Below are 21,232 nucleotides of genomic sequence, written 5' to 3'. Positions count from 1 at the left end.
CCGGTTTTCGGGGCGGGCGGGGTGCAGCGAGAATTGCCGCGCTCACCCTCATAAGTGGAATAATGGCTACCGGTCTTAGTGGGGTGGCTCCCGTATCGGAAGCGGCGGCCGCCACCGATCCGGTGGCTGAGGGTTCGGTGAGCGCCGAGGACTTCGCGCTCGCCAAGGCGAAGGAGACGGGGCAACTTCAGGAACTGGTTTCGGCGCGCACGGAAACCTCGGACACCTGGGCGACACCTGACGGCAAATGGACCGTGCGGCGGCACGGTACGCCCGTTCGAGTGCTGCGCGCCGGGGCGTGGGTGGCCACGGACCCGTCTTTGATGTTCGCGTCCGACGGAAAGGTCGTCTCCAAAGCCGCGACGGTCTCGGTCTCGTTCTCCGGCGGTGGTACCGGGCCGTTGCTGACGGGTGTGATGGACGGACGGACCCTGTCGTTGTCGTGGCCGAAGGCACTGCCGAAGCCCACGCTCGCCGGCAACGTGGCGACGTACGCGAACGTCCTGCCGAGCGTGGACCTGCAGGTGAAGGCCGAGATCGAGGGCTTCTCGCAGCTGCTGGTGGTCAAGACGGCCGAAGCCGCCAAGAATCCCGAGCTCGCCAGTCTGAAGTTCAAGGTCGACACCGTCGGGCTCAGTGTCAGGACGGATGCCGCTACCGGCGCCATCACCGCGGTCAACCCTGCGGGCCAGACGGTCTTCACCAGCCCGTCTCCGCTCATGTGGGACTCCACCACCACGGCCGCCCCGGCCGGGGCGCAACCCTCGCCGGGGGCGAAGGGCCTGGCGTCCGGTACATCGACGACGGCTGCCCTCGGCGAGGCTTCCGCCCCCGGGGACGCGTTCATCCCGCAAGTCGGCGCCAACGACGCGCACATGTCGACGACGGTCTCGAACGGCACCCTTGAAATCAAGCCGGACCAGACCCTCCTGACCGGCACACAGACGAAGTACCCGGTCTTCATCGATCCGTCATGGGCCTGGGGCGAGCGGCAGAACTGGACCCGGGTCTACAAGAAGTACCCGAACACGTCGTACTGGAACAGCAAGGACGACGTCCGAGTCGGGTACGAGGCCCAGACCAACGGTCTGTCACGATCCTTCTTCCAGTTCGACACCTCGAACCTCAAGGGAACCCAGGTCAACAAGTCGACGCTGCGGGTCCGTAACACCTGGTCCTGGTCATGCCAGGACCGTCCCGTGCAGTTGTGGCACGTCAACGCGATCTCTCCCAAGACCACCTGGAACAACCAGCCGGGCAAAATCGGCTCGTCGCCCCTCTACACGGTCAACGACTCCAAGGGATGGAGCAAGGACTGTGCGGCCGGGAACTTGGAGTTCGACACGACCGGCCTGGCCCGACAGGCTGCCTCGAGCGGCTGGTCCAGCGTCACCGTGGGCCTCTACGCCGCCAACGAGTCCGACACCTACGGCTGGAAGCGCTTCGACCCGAAGACCCTCACGGTCGAGACGGAGTACAACAATCCGCCCAGTACCCCTGCCGAGCTCGGTACCAATCCGTCCAGCTCATGCACGGCGGGCGGTGCCATCGGCAACGCCCGTGTGAGCCTGCACGCCACCATTGACGATGCCGACGGTGGCAACCTCCAGGCCGACTTCGAGATCTACGGCGCCGGCCAGAGCGCTCCGGCCGTGCAGCAGTCCATCCCCGCGAACAAGGGCCGTGTCGCGACCTGGGCCGTGCCCGACGCGAACCTTCCCGACGGCGACTACACGTGGCGCGTCCGAGCCAAGGACCAGGACAACGCCTATTCCGCCTGGTCGGCCGCATGTAAGTTCTCGATCGACCGGGACCGTCCGAGCAAGCCGCCACTGATCACCTCGGCCCAGTTCCCCGACGGCAAGAACGGCTGGCCCTCCAGCACCGGCAAGGCGCGGAACCCGGGCACCTTCGCCCTCGGGGCCAATGGCGTCACCGATGCCAAGGAGATCGTCTACTACACCGACTTCGATCCCGGTGCACGCGCCGCAGCACCTGGCGGGAGCGTGACGATCACGCCGCCGGGGGCAGGACCCCACTACGTCTACGCGTACACGGTGGACAAGGCGGGAAACCGCTCCGACACGGCCACCTACCTCTACTACGCGGGCCGTTCAGCAGAACGTGACGCGCCCAACGATCTCAATGGTGATGGTCAGCGCGATATCTGGACGCTCGACAAGCAGGGCTCCCTGCTGAGCTACGCGGGCCAGGGCAACGCCAAGTTCTCGGCGGCCGTCAACGGTGGGCAGAACTTCCTCGGCGCGTACATCGAGGCGAGCGGCGACTGGGGGCAGGACGGTTACAACGATCTCGTCGTACTCAAGTACGACGAGATAGACAAGAGGAAGAAGCTCTGGACATACCCCAACAACGGAAACGGAACCGTCACCGGCCGAAGCACCGAGCTGACCGTCCGCTGCCGTGTTCCGGACGAGGAGGCGGGTTGCGTCGGCGACAGCGCATGGACCGGCAACGACCACTGGTACAACGCCGAACAAGTCGTATCCGTCGGCGACATCAACGGTGACACCCATCCGGACCTCCTGGTCAAGCAGGGCAAGTTCCTCTGGGCCTACTTCGGCAACCGAACCGCTCGCAGGCTCGACATGCGCACCCCGGTCCTCGTCGGCGACGGCGACTGGGACAAGTACACCGTCATCGCCCCCGGCGACCTCAACGGTGACGGGATCGCCGATCTGTGGATGCGTGACGACGTGAGCGGTGACCTGCTGCGCTCTTACGGCAGCAAGGCTCCCAACGGTCAGCTCGACCCGACCACCTGGGGCAACACCGCTGCGCGTGTCAAGATCGGAACCGGCTATCCCGCTGCGACCTACCCGAGTGTCGGCACCGCAGGCGACATCACAGGGGACGCGTTGCCCGACTTGTGGGCCCGCAAGACCGACAACACCGTGACGGGCTGGCCGGGCAAGACCCCCGCTGCCGACAATGTCTCCTTCGGCGCCCCCTTCCCCATCGACGGGATCGGCGGAGCCCGGATCACCGCGGGCACCACGCTGGCCTCCGGGCAGGAGTTCAACAGCGGCAACGCCAAGCTGGTGATGCAGACGGACGGCAATCTCGTGCTGCAGACCAAGACCGGCAAGCCGATCTGGGCCACCAACACGCAGGGACACGCGGGTGCCATCGCCCGCATGCAGACCGACGGCAACCTGGTCGTCTACAAGGCCGACGGCACCAGCAAGCTCTGGAGCAGCAACACCAACACGCCGTATTCCTACGCCGTACTCAACCCACGCGGTGTCCTCGTCCTGTACAGCGCCTCCGGGCAAGGACTGTGGACCAGCGGCTCGCAGAGCCGCCCGGACTACAACGGCGACGGCTACACCGATGTCCTCGCCGTCGACCCGCAGGGCGACATGTGGGTGTACCCGGGCACCGGCGGTACAGGAACGAGCACGCTCGGAAATCGCTATCTCGTCGGAGTCGGCTGGTGGCCGGCGCACTGGACCCACGTCTACACCGCGGACCTCAACAACGACGGCTACACGGACGCCGTGGGACGCACCAAGGACGGCGACCTCTGGCTCTACCCCGGCAACGGTGGGACCGGAATCTACTCCTTCGGCCCCCCCGTTCTCATCGGCGTCGGCTGGAGCTACCACGCGCTGGGATTCGGCGACATCAACGGGGACGGTCGGACCGACGTCATCGCCCGCGACGCGGCCGCCGACCTGTGGGTGTATCCGCACACCGGAGGGACAGGTACCGGCACGCTCGGAGCCCGCGCCTTCGTGGGCAATGGTTTCTGGCCCGACGGATGGACCACTCTTCGGTTCGCCGACTTCAACGGTGACCACAGGATCGACATCCTCGGCCGCACCAATGGGGGCGACCTCTACGTGTTCCCCAACACGACCAAGGACGGCGCTGTCAGCTTCGGCAGCCGCTACCTCACCGGCAACGGCTGGTGGCAGGGCGAGTGGACCCCCTATGCCGCCGACCTCAACAGCGACGGCGCACCGGAGCAGGTCGGCGTGACCAGCAAGGGAGACTTGTTCGACTTCTTGAACGAGCGGATCCTCGTCGGCGTCGGCTGGCAGAGCTTCAACATCATCCTCTGAGTCCGACCGTCCGGTGAGGGGCGGCTCTGCGCGCGATCCGTGCGTGGAGCCGCCCCTTCCGCGTCCTCACTCCCTTCACCCCCCGCGCCGCCGCCTGACTTGCGGGGTAGTGGCCGGAAGCGGCCGCAGGCATGGCAGGCTTGGGGCATGGCCGCTCAGATCTCCCCCAGCATCCTGTCCGCCGACTTCGCCCGTCTCGCCGAGGAGGCGAAGGCCGTCGAGGGCGCCGACTGGCTGCACGTCGACGTCATGGACAACCACTTCGTCCCGAACCTCACCCTCGGCGTCCCCGTCGTGGAGTCCCTGAGCCGGGCCACCGACATCCCGCTCGACCTGCACCTGATGATCGAGGACCCGGACCGCTGGGCTCCCCAGTACGTGGAGGCGGGCGCGGGCTCGGTCACCTTCCACGCCGAGGCCGCGGCCGCCCCGGTGCGTCTCGCGCGGGAGATCCGGGCCAAGGGGGCGCGGGCGTCGATGGCGCTCAAGCCCGCGACGCCGATCGAGCAGTACGAGGACATCCTCCCCGAGCTCGACATGCTCCTGATCATGACCGTCGAGCCCGGCTTCGGCGGCCAGCCCTTTCTCGACATCATGCTCCCCAAGATCCGCCGCACCCGGGAGCTGATCGCCAAGCACGGGCTGGAGCTGTGGCTGCAGGTCGACGGCGGGGTGTCGGCGTCGACCATCGAGCGCTGCGCGGAGGCCGGCGCGGACGTGTTCGTGGCGGGCAGCGCGGTCTACGGCGCGGTCGACCCGGCCGCCGCCGTCCGTACGCTCCGTGAGCAGGCGGGTGCGGCGATCGCGGCGGCGCCGTGGGCTTGCGACCACTGAGCCAAGGGTTGATGAACAGCTCGGTGAACGGGAGCTGTCCAGGCTGATCAACGGCCGTCGGATCTGACAGGATGAACGGCGAGTCGAGAGTGTGAACACGAGAGTGTGAACAGCAGTGAGGAGAACGCGGTGTCTGCAATGTCGGCGGGACGGTCAGCCCTGCGGATGGGACCCGCGGAGCTGGTGCAGGCGGCGGCCATGGCCCGCCGCTTCTACCTGGAGGGCAAATCCAAGATCCAGATCGCCGAGGAGTTCGGCGTGAGCCGCTTCAAGGTGGCACGGGTCCTGGAGACCGCCCTCGAACGCGACCTCGTGCGCATCGAGATCCGGGTGCCCGCCGAGCTGGACGCGGAGCGCTCGGACGCCCTGCGCGCCCGCTACGGCCTCCGGCACGCCGTCGTCGTGGAGTCGCCGGCCGACGCCACCGAGGACGCGCCCGACCCGGAGAACCTGGGCGCGGTCGCCGCCGACCTGCTCGGCGAGCTGGTCAGCGAGGGCGACGTGCTGGGCCTGGCGTGGGGGCGCTCGACCATCCACATGGCCGCCTCCCTGCACCGGCTGCCCCAGTGCACCGTGGTGCAGCTGACGGGTGTCTACGACGCCGGGACCGCGGAGCGCGGTTCGGTGGAGGCCGTCCGCAGGGCGGCCCAGGTCTCGGGCGGCGACGCCCACCCGATCTACGCTCCGATGCTGCTGCCCGACCCGGCGACGGCGGCCGCCCTGCGGAGTCAGACCGGCATCGCGCGCGCCTTCGAGTACTTCGACAAGGTGACGGTGGCGGCGGTGTCGATCGGTTCGTGGGAGCCGGGCATCTCGACCGTCCACGACATGCTGACCGACGAGGAGCGGGCGCACTACGCCTCGCTGGGCGTGGCCGCGGAGATGTCAGCACATCTCTTCGACGCCGAGGGCCGGCGGGTCGGCCGCGACCTCGGAGAGCGGTGCATCACCGTCGAGGCGGACCGGCTGCGGCGCATCCCCGAGGTCGTCGCCATCGCGGGCGGGCTGCGCAAGGCCGCGGCGATCGGCGCGGTGCTGCGGTCGGGCCTGGTGACCAGCCTGGTCACGGACACGGCCGTCGCCGACTACCTCCTCACCGAGTCCGCCCCGGGCCTGCGCCCGGCGCTGGACCGGGCCGACCCGGACGACTGACGGGGCGGTCGGCCCGCCCCGTCCGGCGGTGCGCCGGCAGCCGGGCGGGTGGACCGTTCCGCGAAGGGCGGCCGCGCGGGGCGCCGCCGGGCGCATACTGGTTCCGATGACTAAGCCCGCAGCACCTCGCCGCCATTTGCCGTCCAGCCCGTTCAAGCCCGCCGTGGAACTGCCCGTTCTGGAGTTCGGCGTCGGAGACCGGGTCACCCACGACGAGTACGGCCTCGGCCGTGTCGTCGGGATCGAGGAGGGAATCGCCGTACTCGTCGACTTCGGGTCGGTCCAGAAGCGCATCCTGAGCCCCTACGACAAGATGGCCGCCCTCTGACGATTCGCCGGCGAATCGGATATTTGGCACGATCGGGCCATGATCTTCCGGAGCATGTCCCGATCGTCGATGCGCCGGCCGCATCCGGCACGCGTACCGCGTCCGCCGCGCCTGCTGCGCGTCCTGGGGGCGCTGCTCCTCTGTGTCGCGCTGGCCGGCGCGGCGGCCTGCGGTGCGGGCTCGCCCGGCCCGGCCGCGGCGAGCGGCAGTGCGGGCCTGAGCGCCTCCCCTTCCGCGGTCGCCGGTCCGACTCCGGACTGGGCGCGCGGGATGCCGGTCGTACGGGCCGACGCGCTGCCCCGGCAGGCGCAGGAGGTCCTGGTGCTGATCGACAAGGGCGGCCCGTACCCGCACCACCAGGACGGCACCGTCTTCGGGAACTTCGAGAAGCTCCTGCCGCGGCAGAAACGCGGCTACTACCACGAGTTCACCGTGCGCACGCCGGGTGAGCGGGACCGCGGGGCGCGGCGGATCGTCACGGGCGAGGGCGGGGAGTTCTACTACACGGACGACCACTACGACAGCTTCAAGGCGGTCCTGCGATGACCCTGGAACCGGAGCCGATCGCCCCGGCGCTGGCGGCCGCCGAGGCCGCGGGCTGGGACACCGTACGGCTGGACCTGGACGGCGTACGCGGCAAGGCCGGGCTGATGCGGCGCTGCGGGGAGGCCCTGCGGCTGCCCGAGTGGGTCGGCGGGAACTGGGACGCGCTCGCGGACGCGCTGCGGGACCTGTCCTGGCTGCCGGACGCGACGGGGCGGCTGGTGGCCGTGACCGGGTGGGGCGGGTTCGCGGCGGCCCGGCCACGGGAGTGGGAGACCTTCCTGGAGGTGCTGGAGGAGGCCGCCGGGTTCTGGCGGGAACCGGAGGCCGGGCCCGGCCCGGAGCTGCGGGTGGTGCTGGACGGGACCGTGCCCGGGGCGCCCTCCCGCACCGCTCGCCCGGGCCGCCGGCGGGACTGACCGCGCGGGACGGGGCCCGCTCCGGCCCCGGGCGGAGGGGGTCTGGCTACGGCTGCGGGTCCGGTTCCGGTTCCGGGATCCAGGGCGGCGTCCGGCCCCAGGACCAGACGGGGACCTCGGCGGCGTCGACCGGCGGCGGATGGGGCCCCGAGTAGATCAGGGCCATGCGCGTGCCCCACTCGACGTAGTGGGCGAAGACCCCGCGGAACTCCGGGTCCGAGGGCAGGCCGACCTCGTCGGCCGTGTCCATGAGCAGGTCCGCCCAGCGGCGGCGCTGCCGCTCGGTGATCCCGCGGCCCAGGTGCCGGGTGGCCATGTGCCGGTGCCCGCCGTGGTGGGCGGTGTAGTCCGCGGGGCCGCCGAAGACCTCGGCCAGCCACACCGCGACGTGCCGCGGGTGCTCCGCGTCCATCCCGGCGAAGACCGGCGCGAGGACCTCGTCGCGCCGGACGTGGGCGTAGAAGGCCTCGGTGAGGCGGTCGAGCGCCTCGGCGCCGCCCATCCACTCGTAGAGGGTGGGTGTGGTGTCCATGGTGCGTGCCTCTCCCTGGGGTCGGTCGGTCCTGTCGGCCGTGCGCCTCGGCCGCGGTCGTGCGGACGTGAGGTCGTGCGGTCGTGCGGGGGAGTCAGGGGGACCCGGACGGCTCCGCACCGGCGACGTCGGGTCCCTGGGCGCGGACCCGCTGGACCCGGTCCAGGGACTCGCGCAGCTCGGCCAGCCAGGCGTCGGTGTTGCGCCCGACGAGGCGGACGCACCAGGCCAGCGCGTCGGCCCGGCTGCGGGCGACCCCGCCGGCGACCAGGGTGTCGAGGACCTGCCGCTCGGACTGGCGCAGCCGGGTCATGACCGGCACGGCGAGGTGGGTGAAGAGCGTGGTCTCCTCGCCCACCCGCACTCCCCAGGCGACCTTGCGGCGGTAGAGCGACTCCGCCTCACGGGCCACCTCGACGCGCTGTTCGCGGGTGCGTTCGCGGAACGCGTCGACCGACTCGGCCGCCGGGACCGTGCCGACGACGGTGATCTCCTCGCGGTCGGCGGTGACCGAGACGAGGGAGTCGAAGACGCCCGCCGGCAGGCGCTCGGCGAACCACACCCGGAGCTGCTCGCTCTGTTCGGCTGTAATCATGTAATCAACGTTGCATCCGTTGTGCCCTTGATCACAAGGGGGCTCCGCCCTGCCGCGATGGCCGGATCCCGCCCCGGACCGGCGGATCGGGCGGCCGGGAGCGGAAATCTGGGTAGCGTGTGCGAGGGGCGCGGGGGCCGGGGGAGGGAACGGCCCGGTCGCGCCGCCGGCGATTCGGAAGGCGGTCGCAGGGGCGTGCCGCCCTCCTCGGCCGGAAGGCATCGGATCTAGTTGGCCGCGGGGAGGCCCAGATGGCTCGCGTCGTCCTGCCGGATGATTCCGTCAGGGAAGTCTCGAAGGTGATCGACGGAATGATCGCGCCGCTCTTCGAGTCCTTATCCCGGCGGGACCAGCGCAACTGGGCCCGCGTCTACCTGAACGGACTCGTGCGCACCGCGGGGAAGAAGACGATCCGCAACATCGCCGGAACCGGCGCGAGTTCGGTCGAACAGAGCCTCCAGCAGTTCATCAGCAAGTCCCCGTGGGACTGGAACCCGGTGCGCCGCTCCCTCGCCCAGCACCTCGAACGCACCGCCCGCCGCCCGCTGGCCTGGGTGCACCGGCCCATGGTCGTGGAGAAGGCCGGAGACCGCTCGGTCGGCGTGGGCCGGCAGTTCGTGCCCCAGCTCGGCCGCACCGCCAACTGCCAGCAGGCCGGGGGCATCTGGCTCGCCTCCGGCGAAGCGAGCTTCCCCGTGGAGTGGACCCTCACCCTCCCCGGACCCTGGACCGGCGAACTCCTGCGCCGCCGCGCGGGCATACCCGAGACCGCACGCTCCCTCACCCCCGCGCAGGACGCCGTGCACGCCGTCCGCCGCATGGCCGCCACCTGGCAACTCCAGCGTCGGCCCGTGGTGATGGAGGTCGCCGCCTGCGACCTCCCGCAGAGCGTCGACTCCTTCGCCCTCCGGGGCATCCCCTTCGTCTTCAAGGTCGACGGATCGCAGCCCGTCTCCTTCGCCCCCGCGGGGCGCCCCAAGGCCGGCCCGTACACCGTGCCCGCCCGTGAACTCGCCGACTCCCTGCGCCCGCAGCGGCGCGCCGTCGAATGGGCCCGGCACGGCAGCGCCGAGGAAGCCGTGACCCTGCTGGCCTCGGCCCCGGTCCTCGCCGCCCCGGGCGAGGACGGCCCCCCGGCGGCCCCGCCCACCCCGCTGCTCCTCGTCGGAGCCTGGGCGGAGGACGACCCGCTCCCCTCCGAGTTCTGGCTCACCAACATCGGCGACCGGCCGGCCGCGCAGGTCTTCCTGCTCGCCCGGCTGGCCGACCGGGTGGCCCTGGACTTCACCGAGACCTGCGAGGCCGTCGGCATCCGCGACTTCGAGGGGCGGTCCTTCCGCGGCTGGCACCACCACGCCACCCTCGCCAGCGTGGCCCACGCCGCCCGCCTGCTGGGCACCCGCGCCCCCTCGGGGCAGGCGCATCCCCTGCCGGGCCGTACGGGCCTCCCGCGGCCGGCCCCGCGCCGCGCCCACGTCCGCTGACCGCGCCGCGGGCCTTCCCACGGGGCCCGGACCGGTGCATCCTGCCCCTGCGGGAACCGCCCGCACCCCACCGCGGGACGAAGGTCCCGTAGGAAGGCACCACACGCCCCGCGGGGCCTTGGACGATCGGCCCGGGCGGCGTGAGCGCCAGGTCGTGGGAGAATGAAGTACGTGCGTTTCCTCGGCTGCACCCTGTCGAGGCACCTCCGATTGACTGGGATGTTCAGCACGTGCGTTTCCTCAATGACCTGAAGCCGCCGTACGACCTGACGTACGACGATGTGTTCATGGTGCCGAGCCGCTCCGCGGTCGGTTCCCGCCAGGCCGTCGACCTCTCCTCGCCCGACGGGACCGGCACCACCATTCCGCTGGTCGTGGCGAACATGACCGCCATCGCGGGCCGCCGGATGGCCGAGACCGTCGCCCGCCGCGGCGGCATCGTCGTCATCCCGCAGGACATCCCCATCGAGGTCGTCACCGACGTCATCTCCTGGGTGAAGACCCGCCACCTCGTGCTCGACACCCCGATCACGCTGGCGCCCACCCAGACGGTCGCGGACGCCCTCTCGCTGCTGCCCAAGCGCGCCCACGGCGCCGGGGTCGTCGTCGACGGCGAGGGCCGCCCGGTCGGCGTCGTCACCGAGCACGACCTGACCGGCGTCGACCGCTTCACCCAGCTCTCCGAGGTCATGTCGAAGGAGCTGCTGCTCATCGACGCCGACATCGACCCCCGCGAGGCCTTCAACAAGCTCGACGCAGGCCACCGCAAGCTGGCCCCGGCCGTGGACGGGGACGGCCGGCTCGTCGGCATCCTGACCCGCAAGGGCGCCCTGCGCGCGACCCTCTACACCCCCGCCACCGACGCCGACGGCAAGCTGCGCATCGCGGCCGCCGTCGGCATCAACGGCGACTTCGTGGGCAAGGCCAAGCAGCTCCTCGACGCGGGCGTGGACACGCTCGTCATCGACACGGCGCACGGCCACCAGGAGTCGATGATCAACGCGATCAAGGCCGTCCGCGCGCTGGACCCGCAGGTCCCGATCGTGGCCGGCAACATCGTCGCCGCCGAGGGCGTCAAGGACCTCATCGACGCCGGCGCGGACATCATCAAGGTCGGTGTGGGCCCCGGCGCCATGTGCACCACCCGCATGATGACGGGCGTGGGCCGCCCGCAGTTCTCCGCGGTGCTGGAGTGCGCGGCCGAGGCCAAGAAGTACGGCAAGCACGTCTGGGCCGACGGCGGCGTCCGCCACCCGCGCGACGTGGCGATGGCGCTGGCCGCCGGCGCCTCCAACGTCATGATCGGCTCCTGGTTCGCCGGTACGTACGAGTCCCCGGGCGACCTCCAGCAGTCCGCCGAGGGCCGCCTCTACAAGGAGTCCTTCGGCATGGCCTCCGCCCGCGCGGTGCAGAACCGCACGAGCGAGGAGTCGGCCTACGACCGCGCCCGCAAGGGCCTGTTCGAGGAGGGCATCTCCACCTCGCGCATGTTCCTCGACCCGGCCCGCCCGGGCGTCGAGGACCTGATCGACTCGATCATCGCGGGCGTCCGCTCCTCCTGCACCTACGCCGGTGCCGGCTCCCTCGCCGAGTTCGAGGAGAAGGCCGTCGTCGGCATCCAGTCCGCCGCGGGCTACGCCGAGGGCAAGCCGCTGCACGCCAGCTGGAGCTAGCAGACCGGGCCTCGCGCCCGGCTTCCCGTGGCCCCCGGCCCGTCCCGCGCGGACGGGCCGGGGGCCACGGGCCCGTTCAGGGCCGCCGCGGAGGCTGCTGGGGCGGCGGACTGTGCACGCCCGCGCGGTACTTGGGGATCCGCACCGTCACCTTCATGCCCGCGCCGACACCCGTCTCCATCACCGGCCCGTACGCGTCCCCGTACACCTGCCGGATCCGCTCGTCCACGTTCGGCAGCCCGATCCCGGAGGCGGAGCCGCCGCGTTCCCCGGCCAGGATCCGGCGCAGCAGGGCCGGGTCCATCCCGACCCCGTTGTCCTCCACGGTGATCACCGCGTCCGGGCCCGCGTCCCGCGCCGTGATGGTGATCCGGCACTCCTCGGTGGAGTCCTCCAGCCCGTGCTTGACCGCGTTCTCCACCAGCGGCTGCAGACACAGGAACGGCAGGGCCACCGGCAGCACCTCCGGGGCCACCTGCAGCGTCACCTTCAGCCGGTCGCCGAACCGGGCCCCGGCCAGCGCCAGGTACTGCTGGACGGAACGCAGCTCGTCGGCGAGGGTCGTGAAGTCCCCGTGCCGCCGGAAGGAGTAGCGGGTGAACTCCGCGAACTCCAGCAGCAGTTCCCGGGCCCGTTCCGGATCCGTCCGCACGAACGAGGCGATCGCGGCCAGCGAGTTGAAGATGAAGTGCGGGGAGATCTGCGCCCGCAGCGCCCTGATCTCGGCCTCCATCAGCCGGGTCCGCGAGCGGTCCAGCTCCGAGAGCTCCAGCTGGACCGACACCCACCGGGCGACCTCCGTCGCCGCCCGCACCAGCACCGCCGACTCCCGCGACCCGTACGCCACCAGGGCCCCCAGCACCCCGTCCTCCCCGGTCAGCGGCGTGAACACCGCCCACTTCAACGGGCAGTCGGGCCGCCGGCACCCGGTGCGCAGGCTCTGGCTGCGGCCCGACTCCAGCAGCACCGCCACCCGGGCCATCACCGCCGGCCCGTGATGGTCCGCGCCCGGCCCGTCCCAGGCCAGCACCGCTTCCCGGTCCGTCAGGCACAGCGCCTCCGTGCCCAGCAGCGACCGCAGCCGCCGGGCCGCCCTGCGGGCGGACTCCTCCGTCAGCCCGGCCCGCAGCGGGGGAGCGGCCAGTGAGGCCGTGTGCAGGGTGTGGAAGGTGGCCCGCTCCACCGGCGTCCCGAGGTCCGTCCCGGTGAGCCGTTCGCCGCGGCGGGCGTGCCACCGTCCGGCCGCCCAGCCGACACCCAGCATCAGCAGCGCGCCCGCCGCCGCGAGGAACTGCGCCGACCCGGTCACCGCGGGCTCCCCGCCCGGCCCACGGCCACGGCCTCGGGCAGGTGCAGCCGGGCCAGGACCGCCGCCGTCCCGGGCGGGATCCGGGACCGGGTCGCCAGAGACACCCCGGCCATCGTCGCGAACCCCAGCGGCACCGACCACACCGCCGGCCACGCCAGCAGGGCGTGGGCCCAGCCCGCCGGGGCCAGCCCCGCCCGGGTCGCCAGGACGGCCCCCAGCGCCGCCCCGCCCCCCGTGACCAGCCCGGCCACCGCCCCCGGCGGGGTCAGCCCGCGCCACCAGATGCCCAGCACCAGCAGCGGGCAGAACGACGAGGCCGACACCGCGAAGGCCAGGCCCACCGCGTCCGCGACCGGCACCGCCGTCGCCGCGGTGCTCACGGCCAGCGGCACCAGGATCGCCAGCAGCGCCGCCGGACGGAACCCGCGCACCCCGCGCTTCCCGCGGCGGGTCAGCACGTCCTGGTGCAGCACCCCGGCCACCGCCATCGTCAGTCCCGACGCCGTCGACAGGAACGCCGCGAAGGCACCACCGGCCAGCAGCGCCCCGAGGAGTTCCCCGAGCAGCCCGCCGAGCATCCGCCCGGGCAGCACCAGCACGGCCGCGTCCGCGTCCCCGGTCAGGGCCAGCTCGGGCGCGTAGATCCGGCCCAGCGCCCCGTACACCGTGGGCAGCAGGTAGAAGCCCCCGACCAGGGCGAGGACGACCAGCGTGGTGCGCCGGGCGGCCCGCCCGTCGGGGCTGGTGTAGAACCGCACCGCCACGTGCGGCAGGCCCATCGTGCCGAGGAACGTGGCCAGGATCAGCCCGTACGTGGCGTACAGCCGGTACCGCTCCGGCTCCCCGGACGGTGGCCGCGACCAGGTGGACCCGGCCCGTCCCGTATCCGCCCGGGCCTCCGGCAGCGGGGTGCCTGGGGTGAACTCCAGCCGGGTGCGGGCCCGTACGGAATGCTCGCCGGGCTCCAGGGTCAGCGGCGCCGCCGCGTGGGCGCGCCCGTCCACCTGCCCGGTCACCGTCAGCGCCAGCGGCTCGCGCACCGTCAGCCGCACGTCCTGCGCGAGCGTGACCGAGGTGTGCTCCCGGAAGACCGCGGGGGCGTCGAAGCTCGCCCGCGGAGCCCCGTCCCCGGCCCACGCGCCGATCAGGAAGAACGCCGGGACCAGCAGCGCCGTGAGCTTCAGCCAGTACTGGAAGGCCTGCACGAAGGTGATGCTGCGCATCCCCCCGGCGGCCACCGCCACGCTCACCGCGCAGGCCACCACCACGCCCCCCACCCACTCCGGGGCGCCCGTGAGGATCTCCAGGGTCAGCCCGGCACCCTGCAACTGCGGCAGCAGGTACAGCCAGCCGACCCCGACCACGAACAGCACCGCGATCCGGCGCACCGCGCGCGACTCCAGCCGTGCCTCGGCGAAGTCCGGCAGCGTGTAGGCCCCCGAGCGGCGCAGCGGGGCCGCGACGAGGGCCAGCAGGACCACGTACCCGGCGGTGTAGCCCACCGGGTACCAGAGCATCTCGGGCCCCTGGAGCAGCACCAGCCCGGCCACCCCGAGGAAGGAGGCGGCGGAGAGGTACTCGCCGCTGACGGCGGCCGCGTTCAGCCGCGGTCCCACCGTGCGCGAGGCCACGTAGAAGTCCGAGGTGGTGCGCGACATGCGCAGGCCCAGCGCTCCCAGCAGGATCGTGACCAGGACGACGACGGCGACCGCGGTCAGCGCGTACGTCTGGTTCACCGGGCGGTCCTTCGGCTGGGGGAGCGGTGACCGGAGTCTATGCAGGCCCCAGGGCGTCCGTCAGCGGGTCGCGTGGCGCATCAGCAGGTCCCGGAGCTCGCGCGCGTGCCGTCGGCTGACCTGGAGTTCGGCCGACCCGACCCGGACCGTGGTGGTGCCCGACTCCAGCCGCAGCTCGTCGATCCGGGAGAGGGCCACCAGATGGCGCCGGTGGATGCGGACGAACCCGTGCGCCGCCCACCGCTCCTCCAGGGTGGACAGCGGGATCCGGACCAGATGGCTGCCCTCGTCGGTGTGCAGCCGGGCGTAGTCGCCCTGCGCCTCGACGTGGGCGACGTCGGACACCGCCACGAAGCGGGTGACCCCGCCGAGTTCGACGGCGATCTGCTCCGGGGCGCGCCGGTCGGCGGACGACGGCGGGGCGGGGTGGCGCGGCGCGGGCCCGGAGGCCGTCGGGGACCCGGCGCGGCCCAGCTGCTCGCAGGCCCGGCGGACGGCCTCGGCGAGCCGCTCCGGACGGACGGGCTTGAGGACGTAGTCCACGGCGTCGAGGTCGAAGGCCTGGACGGCGAACCCCTCGTGCGCCGTGACGAACACGATCAGCGGCGGCCGTGCGAACCCCGCCAGCAGCCGGGCGACGTCCAGCCCGGTCAGCCCGGCCATCTGGATGTCGAGGAGGACCACGTCGATGGCCTCGGGGCCGTCCGGGCCCGATTCGAGGGCCCGGGTGATCCGGCGCAGTGCCGCGGTCGAGTCCGAGGCGCCCTCCGCGCTGCGCACCCGGGGGTCGGAGCGCAGCAGGTAGAGGAGTTCCTCCAGGAGCGGCTTCTCGTCGTCGACAGCGAGTACGCGCAGCATGCCGCGAGTCTAGGTCGTGCCGTCGGAGTCCCGTCCGGTCGGCCCGCGCGGCGGCGACGGGCGCGGCCCCCGCCCCGGGGGGAGGGAGGGCGGGGGCCGCGCGAACCGTGGTGGGGGGTGCGGGGACACGGCGGGTGCCGGGGGAGGGCGGGACGGGCGGCTACTTGACGGTGATCAGCTTGCCGTCGGGGGACACGGCGTACCAGGTGCCGCCCACGCCCTGCCCGTTGATGTCGCCGGGCTTCTTGTCCCCGGCGAAGGTGTAGAGGGGCCAGCAGTCGACGGACTGCTGCTTCTTGCCGTCGGGGCGGTCCATGACCCGGTAGTTCCGCTCGATGATGCCCTTGGCGTTGGCCTTGTCCACCGGGGGGACGACCGGCCACTTCTGCAGGCAGTCGCCGACGCACTTGGAGACCATCGGCCACTGGGTGTCGGGCTTGAACCGGTAGACCGTCATGCCCTTGCCGTCGACGATGTGCTCGCCGAGCTTGGGGTCCTTGGCCACGGACAGGCCGGGGGCCGCCTCGCCCGCACCGGCCCCGTAGCCGCCCTCCGCCGCGCCCGCACCGGCTCCGTAGCCGCCGTCCGCCTTGCCCGCGCCCGCTTCGGCGCCGCCCTCCGGCTTGCCCGCGCCGGCCTCGCCGCCCGCGTCCTTGGCCGCCTTCTTGCCGTCCGGCGCCAGCGCGAACCAGGTACCGCCGACACCCTGCCCGTTGACGTCGCCCGCCTTGGTGTCCTTGGCGTAGCGGTAGGCGGGCCAGCCGCCGATCGTCAGCTGCTTGCTGCCGTCGCTGCGCTCCACCTCGCCCAGGACGGCCGGGTCCATGCCCTCGGCGGCGGTGGCGTCGCCCGCGGCGACCACCGGCCAGGTCTTCGCGCAGTCGCCCTCGCAGTTGGACTTCGGCGGCTTGTTGGCGTCCTTGTCGAAGCGGTAGAGGGTGAGGCCGGCGCTGTCGGTGACGATCTTGCCGAGCTGGTCGTTGGGGGCGATCGCCAGCTGACCGGCGGGCTTGGCCGCCCCGCCCTCGTCGGCGGCCGGGTAGGCGGGCTGCGCGGCCGCGGCCGCGGCGGGCTGGGCGTTGTCGCCGGCCTTGTAGTCCGTCGTGCCGCAGGCCGTCGCCGTGAGGACGACGGTGATCGCGGCCGCGGCCAGAGTGGTTCCCCGCTTGATGCCCATCTTGATCTCTCCCACGTGTGATGTCTCGCGTGGCCGCCACCGGAGCGGCGGCAACTGTGCTCAGGACACGCCACCGGGGCCCGGATCTGTTCAGCCGGATCGCTGTGGGCTCTTTCACTCACCCCGCGTCGAACCCGGCCCGCCGCAGGGCCGTGACCACAGCGAGGCCGAGCACCTGGTGTCCGCTGTCGTCGGGGTGCAGGCCGTCCGCCAGGTGCTCGGGTCCGAGCAGGTCACGGCCGGGGAGTACGGCCAACCGGTCGTCCCCGGCGGAGATCCGGTCCCGGGCGGCGCGCTCCATCGCGTCGCGCAGGGCGCCCAGGGTGGCGCCGAGCTTGTTCGGGGTGCGTTCCGCGTCGGGTCTCAGGACGGGGGAGACCAGCAGCATCGGCGTCCTCGGGTGGCCCTGGCGGACCAGGTCGAGGAAGGCGCGGGTGGTCTCGTAGAGCAGCGGCGCGGAGAAGGGCACCCGGGACCAGCAGTTCGTGCCGAAGGCGAGGGTGAGGACGTCGGCGGGCAGGCCCGCGAGCTGCTCGGCGGTGGCGAGCTCGCCGCGTGCGGCGCCCGCGTAGCCGATGTTGACCGTGTCCCAGCCGAGCGCCCGGCCGGCGACGGCCGGCCAGCCGTGGGCGGGCCGGGTGGACCACCAGCCCTCGGTGATGGAGTCCCCGTGCACCACCCAGCGCGGTGCGGGCGGCGCCGGGGAGAGCTCCCCGCCGATGCCGCGCAGGCCGAGTACGAGCGGAGACTGGTTCTCCGGCGGGTGGACGGTGAACGGGCCGTGTCCGCCGCCGAGTTCGATGCGTACGACGGCTTCCGCGGCAGGTTCGGTGTACACCTCGGTCACCACGCCGTGGCGGTCCCAGAGGGCGAAGCCGTGGGCGAGGTCGCGCAGGGCGTCGGTGGGCCCCGGCACGGTGGCGCGGTAGCGGATCTCCACGGCGCGGGCGGTCTCGGTGGTGAATTCGAGGCGGACCCCGATGGGCAGGGTCGACCGCTCGCCGGTGTCCCAGGGCAGCCGCATGGTGTCCGCCGGGTCGGCGCGCACCGGGCGGCCCCGGTCCAGCCAGGCGACGCCGCGCAGGAAGGGCCGCGGGTCCTGCCAGGTGCCGGGCCGGGTCTCGTCGTGTGCCGGTGCGCTCATGCGTCCTCGCCTCCGTTCGTCGGGCGGGGGGCCGCCGCGCGCCGGGCGCCCCCCTCGTCCGTGTGCCCACCTCGTCACCTGCGAGACGACGGGTTCACCCGTACCCCGCGGGGAGCCGTTCGCACCCCGGCCGGGGGCGCCGATGTCGCGCGGGCCGGGTCCACGGCGGCACGCTGCGGCAGATCTGATGAAGTGTCAAGAAAGGCGGTCGAGGACGGCCTGCGCAGCGATCGATCATCCGTACGCAACAAAGGACCATCTCGGACAGATCCGCGCAATGATCGTGCGCCAATGTGCAAGGATGGTGCATTACGGGCGGTATCACTCAGCTCGTAGGCTCACTCGCTGTACGTGGAGTGGCGCGGACCGCCTGCTCGGCGGTCCCCCATGCCCAGGCAGACTTCTGCCTGCTCCTGCTCAGGACCGCTGCGGTCGACGCCTTTCGTCCCCAACCGCAGTGTCAGAAGGAGTCCCTCGTGCTCGATCACGGTCAGGCGCCCCCGCTCCAGCAGGAGCCGCGCAAGCCTGTGAACCCGTTGCTGCGCCGCAAGCCCGTCGATCAGCTGGTCTCCGAGGGCGGCCAGGGAGAGGGCGGCGTCCTGCGCCGCTCGCTCACCATGTGGCAGCTGACGATGATCAGCATCGGCGCCACCCTGGGCACCGGCATCTTCGTCGTCCTCGGCGAGGCGGCCCCCAAGGCGGGCCCGGCCGTCACGATCTCCTTCGTCATCGCGGGCCTCACCGCCCTGTTCTCGGCGCTGTCCTACGCGGAGCTGGCCGGCTCCGTCCCGGTCTCGGGCTCCTCGTACTCGTACTCGTACGCCACGATGGGCGAGTTCATCGCCTGGGTCTGCGGCTGGTGCCTGGTCCTGGAGTACGCCGTCTCCGTCTCGGCCGTGGCCGTGGGCTGGGGCCAGTACCTCAACGAGCTCCTCGACGGCACGATCGGCATCACCCTCCCCGAGAAGCTCTCCGCCGCCCCGCTCGGCGACGGTGGCTGGATCAACCTGCCCTCGCTGGTCGTCGTCCTGCTCGCCATGGTCTTCCTGATGCGCGGCGCCAAGGAGAGCGCCCGGATCAACACGGTCATGGTCGTCGTCAAGGTCATCACGCTGCTGCTCTTCATCGGCATCGGCGTCATGGGCATCAAGGCCGGCAACTACACCCCGCTCGCCCCGCTCGGCGTCGCCGGCATCAGCGCCGCCGCCTCCACCCTCTTCTTCTCCTACATCGGCTTCGACGCCGCCTCCACCGCCGGTGAAGAGGCCAAGAACCCCAAGAAGGACCTGCCGCGCGCGATCATGCTGTCGCTCGGCATCGTCACCGTCCTCTACTGCCTCGTCGCCTTCGTCGCCGTCGGCGCCATGCCGTGGCAGGACTTCGAGGGCACCGAGGCCGCGCTCGCCCAGATCATGACCGAGGTCACCGGCGGAACCTTCTGGGGCGTCGTCCTCGCCGCCGGCGCCGTCGTGGCCATCGCCTCCGTCGTCTTCGCCGTCCTCTACGGCCAGACCCGCATCCTCTTCGCGATGTCCCGCGACGGCCTCGTCCCCAAGGTCTTCGCCAAGGTCGACCCCAAGACCGGCGCCCCGCGCGCCAACGTGGTCATCGTCTCCCTCTTCTGCGGCGCCCTCGCCGCCTTCGTCCCCCTGGGCGAGCTGGCCAACGCCACCAGCATCGGCACGCTCTTCGCCTTCGCCCTGGTCAACATCGCCGTGGTGATCCTGCGCCGCACCAAGCCCGACATGCCGCGCACCTTCAAGGTGGCGCTGTTCCCCGTCACCCCCATCCTCGGCTTCATCGCCTGCGGCTACATGATGTACAGCCTGCCGGTGGCGACCTGGGTCGCGTTCGGTGTCTGGATGGCCGTCGGAGTCGTGATCTACTTCCTCTACGGAATGCGCCGCTCCACCCTGGCGGTGGCCGCGGCCGAGGTACCGACAGAGAAGTGACCCACCCCCCGTGCGACTGAACGATCTCGACGAACGCATCGTGCACGCCCTCGCCGAGGACGCCCGCCGCTCCTACGCGGACATCGGCTCCGAGGTCGGCCTGTCCGCCCCCGCCGTCAAGCGGCGGGTGGACCGGCTCCGGGCCGAGGGCGCCATCACCGGCTTCACCGTCCGGGTGGACCCGGCGGCGCTGGGCTGGGAGACCGAGGGCTTCATCGAGATCTACTGTCGGCACAACACCTCGCCGGACGACATCCGGCGGGGACTGGAGCGCTACCCCGAGGTGGTGTCCGCGTCTACCGTCACCGGCGACGCGGACGCCCTCGTCCAGGTCTTCGCCTCGGACATGCGGCACTTCGAACGGGTCCTGGAACGCATCGCGGGCGAGCCCTTCGTGGAACGCACCAAGTCCGTCCTCGTCCTCTCCCCGCTCCTGCGCCGCTTCACCTCCGGCGCACCGGCGTGAACCACCCGGCCGCGGGCAAAACCAGGTGCCGGGCCCGCGGCACACCCGGGAAGGTGTCCGGGTGAACCGTGAACTGATCTCGCACCTCGCCCACGCCCACCACCCCGTCGCCGCCCCGCTCTCCGACACCGCCGTCGCCCGGCTCCTGGACCGCGCCCTGCCCCGCGGCACCGAACGCGTCCTCGACCTCGGCTGCGGCCCCGGCGAATGGCTGCTGCGGGCCCTGCGCGACCGCCCCGGCACCCGCGGCGTCGGCGTCGACGTCTCCGCGACCGCCCTCGACCGCGCCGCGAGCACCGCACGGGCACTCGGCCTCTCCGACCGGCTCACCCTGCACCGGCAGCCCGCCGCCGACCACACCGCCCCGCACCCCTACGACCTCGTCCTCAGCATCGGCGCGACCCACGCCTTCGGCGGGCTCCTGCCCACCCTCGACGCCCTGCGCGCCCACCTCGCCCCCGGCGGCCACGTCCTCCTCGGCGAGGGCTACTGGGAGCACCCGCCCACCCCCGGCGACCTCGACACCATCGGCCCCCTCGCCGACCTGCCCACCACCGTCGACCAGGTCACAGCGGCCGGCTGGACCCCGGTGTACGGTCACCTCAGCACCCGCGAGGAACGCGACGACTACGAGTGGTCCTGGACCGGATCCCTGGCCGCATGGGCCCTGGACCATCCCGACCACCCGGACAGCGCCGAAGCCCTCGCCACGGCCACCGCCCACCGCGCCGAATGGCTCGGCGGATACCGCGCCACCTGGGGATTCGCCACCCTCCTGCTGCGCCGCACCACGGCCTGAAGCGCAGGCCCGCGCATGTCACGCAACGAATCGCCGTAAAGGGCCGTCAAGGCGCAACGAATCGCACGGCAGCGCGCAACATCGGCGCCTTGTTGCGTCGGGAGGGCGAAACGTACCGTTTAGAGGACCGCACCCACCCCACC

The 21,232-nt window shown here is 72.2% G+C and carries 18 protein-coding genes; 11 read left to right on the top strand and 7 right to left on the bottom strand.

Going from position 1 to position 21,232, the window contains the following annotated elements; all coding sequences use genetic code 11:
- The first annotated feature begins 137 nt into the window (after nt 1-137).
- The 6 genes from ACPU2J_RS06490 to ACPU2J_RS06465 all read left to right on the top strand — a co-directional run bounded on the left by ACPU2J_RS06490 (nt 138) and on the right by ACPU2J_RS06465 (nt 7,364).
- On the top strand, nt 138-4,088 hold the full coding sequence (locus tag ACPU2J_RS06490; protein WP_423832939.1) for an FG-GAP-like repeat-containing protein: 3,951 nt from the start codon (nt 138-140) through the stop codon (nt 4,086-4,088).
- A gap of 147 nt (nt 4,089-4,235) precedes the next feature.
- Complete coding sequence (rpe, locus tag ACPU2J_RS06485; protein ID WP_361593748.1) at nt 4,236-4,922, top strand: ribulose-phosphate 3-epimerase; 687 nt, start codon at nt 4,236-4,238, stop codon at nt 4,920-4,922.
- Nucleotides 4,923-5,027: 105 nt separating this feature from the next.
- Complete coding sequence (locus tag ACPU2J_RS06480; RefSeq protein ID WP_361593750.1) at nt 5,028-6,074, top strand: sugar-binding transcriptional regulator; 1,047 nt, start codon at nt 5,028-5,030, stop codon at nt 6,072-6,074.
- A gap of 106 nt (nt 6,075-6,180) precedes the next feature.
- Nucleotides 6,181-6,402: a hypothetical protein gene (locus tag ACPU2J_RS06475; RefSeq protein WP_361593752.1), complete on the top strand. Its 222-nt coding sequence runs from the start codon at nt 6,181-6,183 to the stop codon at nt 6,400-6,402.
- 69 nt (nt 6,403-6,471) lie between these two features.
- A complete protein-coding gene (locus tag ACPU2J_RS06470; protein WP_420082489.1) occupies nt 6,472-6,948 on the top strand; it encodes a ribonuclease domain-containing protein in 477 nt (158 codons plus the stop codon).
- Nucleotides 6,945-7,364 carry a barstar family protein gene (locus ACPU2J_RS06465; RefSeq protein ID WP_365078654.1) on the top strand — a complete coding sequence of 140 codons (420 nt, stop codon included), beginning with the start codon at nt 6,945-6,947 and terminating at the stop codon, nt 7,362-7,364. Before ACPU2J_RS06470 ends, ACPU2J_RS06465 begins: the two co-directional genes overlap by 4 nt.
- A gap of 46 nt (nt 7,365-7,410) precedes the next feature.
- Here the strand turns inward: ACPU2J_RS06465 and ACPU2J_RS06460 are convergent, their stop codons facing one another.
- The gene (locus ACPU2J_RS06460; protein WP_420081386.1) at nt 7,411-7,896 is read right to left on the bottom strand and encodes a group II truncated hemoglobin; all 486 of its coding nucleotides are present in this window, start codon (nt 7,894-7,896) and stop codon (nt 7,411-7,413) included.
- 94 nt (nt 7,897-7,990) lie between these two features.
- A complete protein-coding gene (locus ACPU2J_RS06455) occupies nt 7,991-8,491 on the bottom strand; it encodes a hypothetical protein (protein ID WP_423832938.1) in 501 nt (166 codons plus the stop codon).
- Between the two features lie 251 nt (nt 8,492-8,742).
- On the opposite strand from ACPU2J_RS06455, the gene ACPU2J_RS06450 reads away from it, so the two are divergent.
- Nucleotides 8,743-9,975, top strand: coding sequence for an IS701 family transposase (locus ACPU2J_RS06450; protein WP_420081388.1), 1,233 nt, complete (start codon nt 8,743-8,745; stop codon nt 9,973-9,975).
- A 230-nt stretch (nt 9,976-10,205) separates the two neighbouring features.
- Nucleotides 10,206-11,648, top strand: a complete 1,443-nt coding sequence (locus ACPU2J_RS06445; RefSeq protein ID WP_361593764.1) for a GuaB1 family IMP dehydrogenase-related protein — start codon at nt 10,206-10,208, stop codon at nt 11,646-11,648.
- Between the two features lie 76 nt (nt 11,649-11,724).
- Here ACPU2J_RS06445 and ACPU2J_RS06440 read toward each other — a convergent pair whose 3' ends face one another.
- The 5 genes from ACPU2J_RS06440 to ACPU2J_RS06420 form a co-directional block, all read right to left on the bottom strand.
- Entirely contained in the window at nt 11,725-12,957 is a 1,233-nt protein-coding gene (locus ACPU2J_RS06440) for a sensor histidine kinase (RefSeq protein WP_420081389.1), read from the bottom strand.
- Nucleotides 12,954-14,693 (bottom strand): cation acetate symporter, encoded by a 1,740-nt coding sequence (locus tag ACPU2J_RS06435; protein ID WP_365493295.1) that lies wholly within the window; start codon nt 14,691-14,693, stop codon nt 12,954-12,956. The genes ACPU2J_RS06440 and ACPU2J_RS06435 overlap by 4 nt, the downstream gene beginning before the upstream one ends.
- A gap of 60 nt (nt 14,694-14,753) precedes the next feature.
- Nucleotides 14,754-15,551, bottom strand: coding sequence for a LytR/AlgR family response regulator transcription factor (locus tag ACPU2J_RS06430; protein WP_420081391.1), 798 nt, complete (start codon nt 15,549-15,551; stop codon nt 14,754-14,756).
- 160 nt (nt 15,552-15,711) lie between these two features.
- Nucleotides 15,712-16,728 carry an SCO0930 family lipoprotein gene (locus ACPU2J_RS06425; protein ID WP_399313927.1) on the bottom strand — a complete coding sequence of 339 codons (1,017 nt, stop codon included), beginning with the start codon at nt 16,726-16,728 and terminating at the stop codon, nt 15,712-15,714.
- Between the two features lie 118 nt (nt 16,729-16,846).
- The gene (locus ACPU2J_RS06420; RefSeq protein ID WP_361593772.1) at nt 16,847-17,872 is read right to left on the bottom strand and encodes a GDSL-type esterase/lipase family protein; all 1,026 of its coding nucleotides are present in this window, start codon (nt 17,870-17,872) and stop codon (nt 16,847-16,849) included.
- Between the two features lie 476 nt (nt 17,873-18,348).
- Between ACPU2J_RS06420 and ACPU2J_RS06415 the strand changes: the two genes are divergently transcribed.
- The 3 genes from ACPU2J_RS06415 to ACPU2J_RS06405 all read left to right on the top strand — a co-directional run bounded on the left by ACPU2J_RS06415 (nt 18,349) and on the right by ACPU2J_RS06405 (nt 21,089).
- Nucleotides 18,349-19,824, top strand: a complete 1,476-nt coding sequence (locus ACPU2J_RS06415) for an amino acid transporter (protein WP_365078681.1) — start codon at nt 18,349-18,351, stop codon at nt 19,822-19,824.
- A 10-nt stretch (nt 19,825-19,834) separates the two neighbouring features.
- On the top strand, nt 19,835-20,290 hold the full coding sequence (locus ACPU2J_RS06410; protein WP_361593776.1) for an Lrp/AsnC family transcriptional regulator: 456 nt from the start codon (nt 19,835-19,837) through the stop codon (nt 20,288-20,290).
- Between the two features lie 61 nt (nt 20,291-20,351).
- Nucleotides 20,352-21,089, top strand: coding sequence for an SAM-dependent methyltransferase (locus ACPU2J_RS06405; RefSeq protein WP_365078684.1), 738 nt, complete (start codon nt 20,352-20,354; stop codon nt 21,087-21,089).
- Nucleotides 21,090-21,232 lie beyond the last annotated feature (143 nt).

Source organism: Streptomyces manipurensis, assembly GCF_049570255.1.
GTDB lineage: Bacteria > Actinomycetota > Actinomycetes > Streptomycetales > Streptomycetaceae > Streptomyces > Streptomyces manipurensis.
This window is presented reverse-complemented; position numbering and strand designations above follow the sequence as displayed.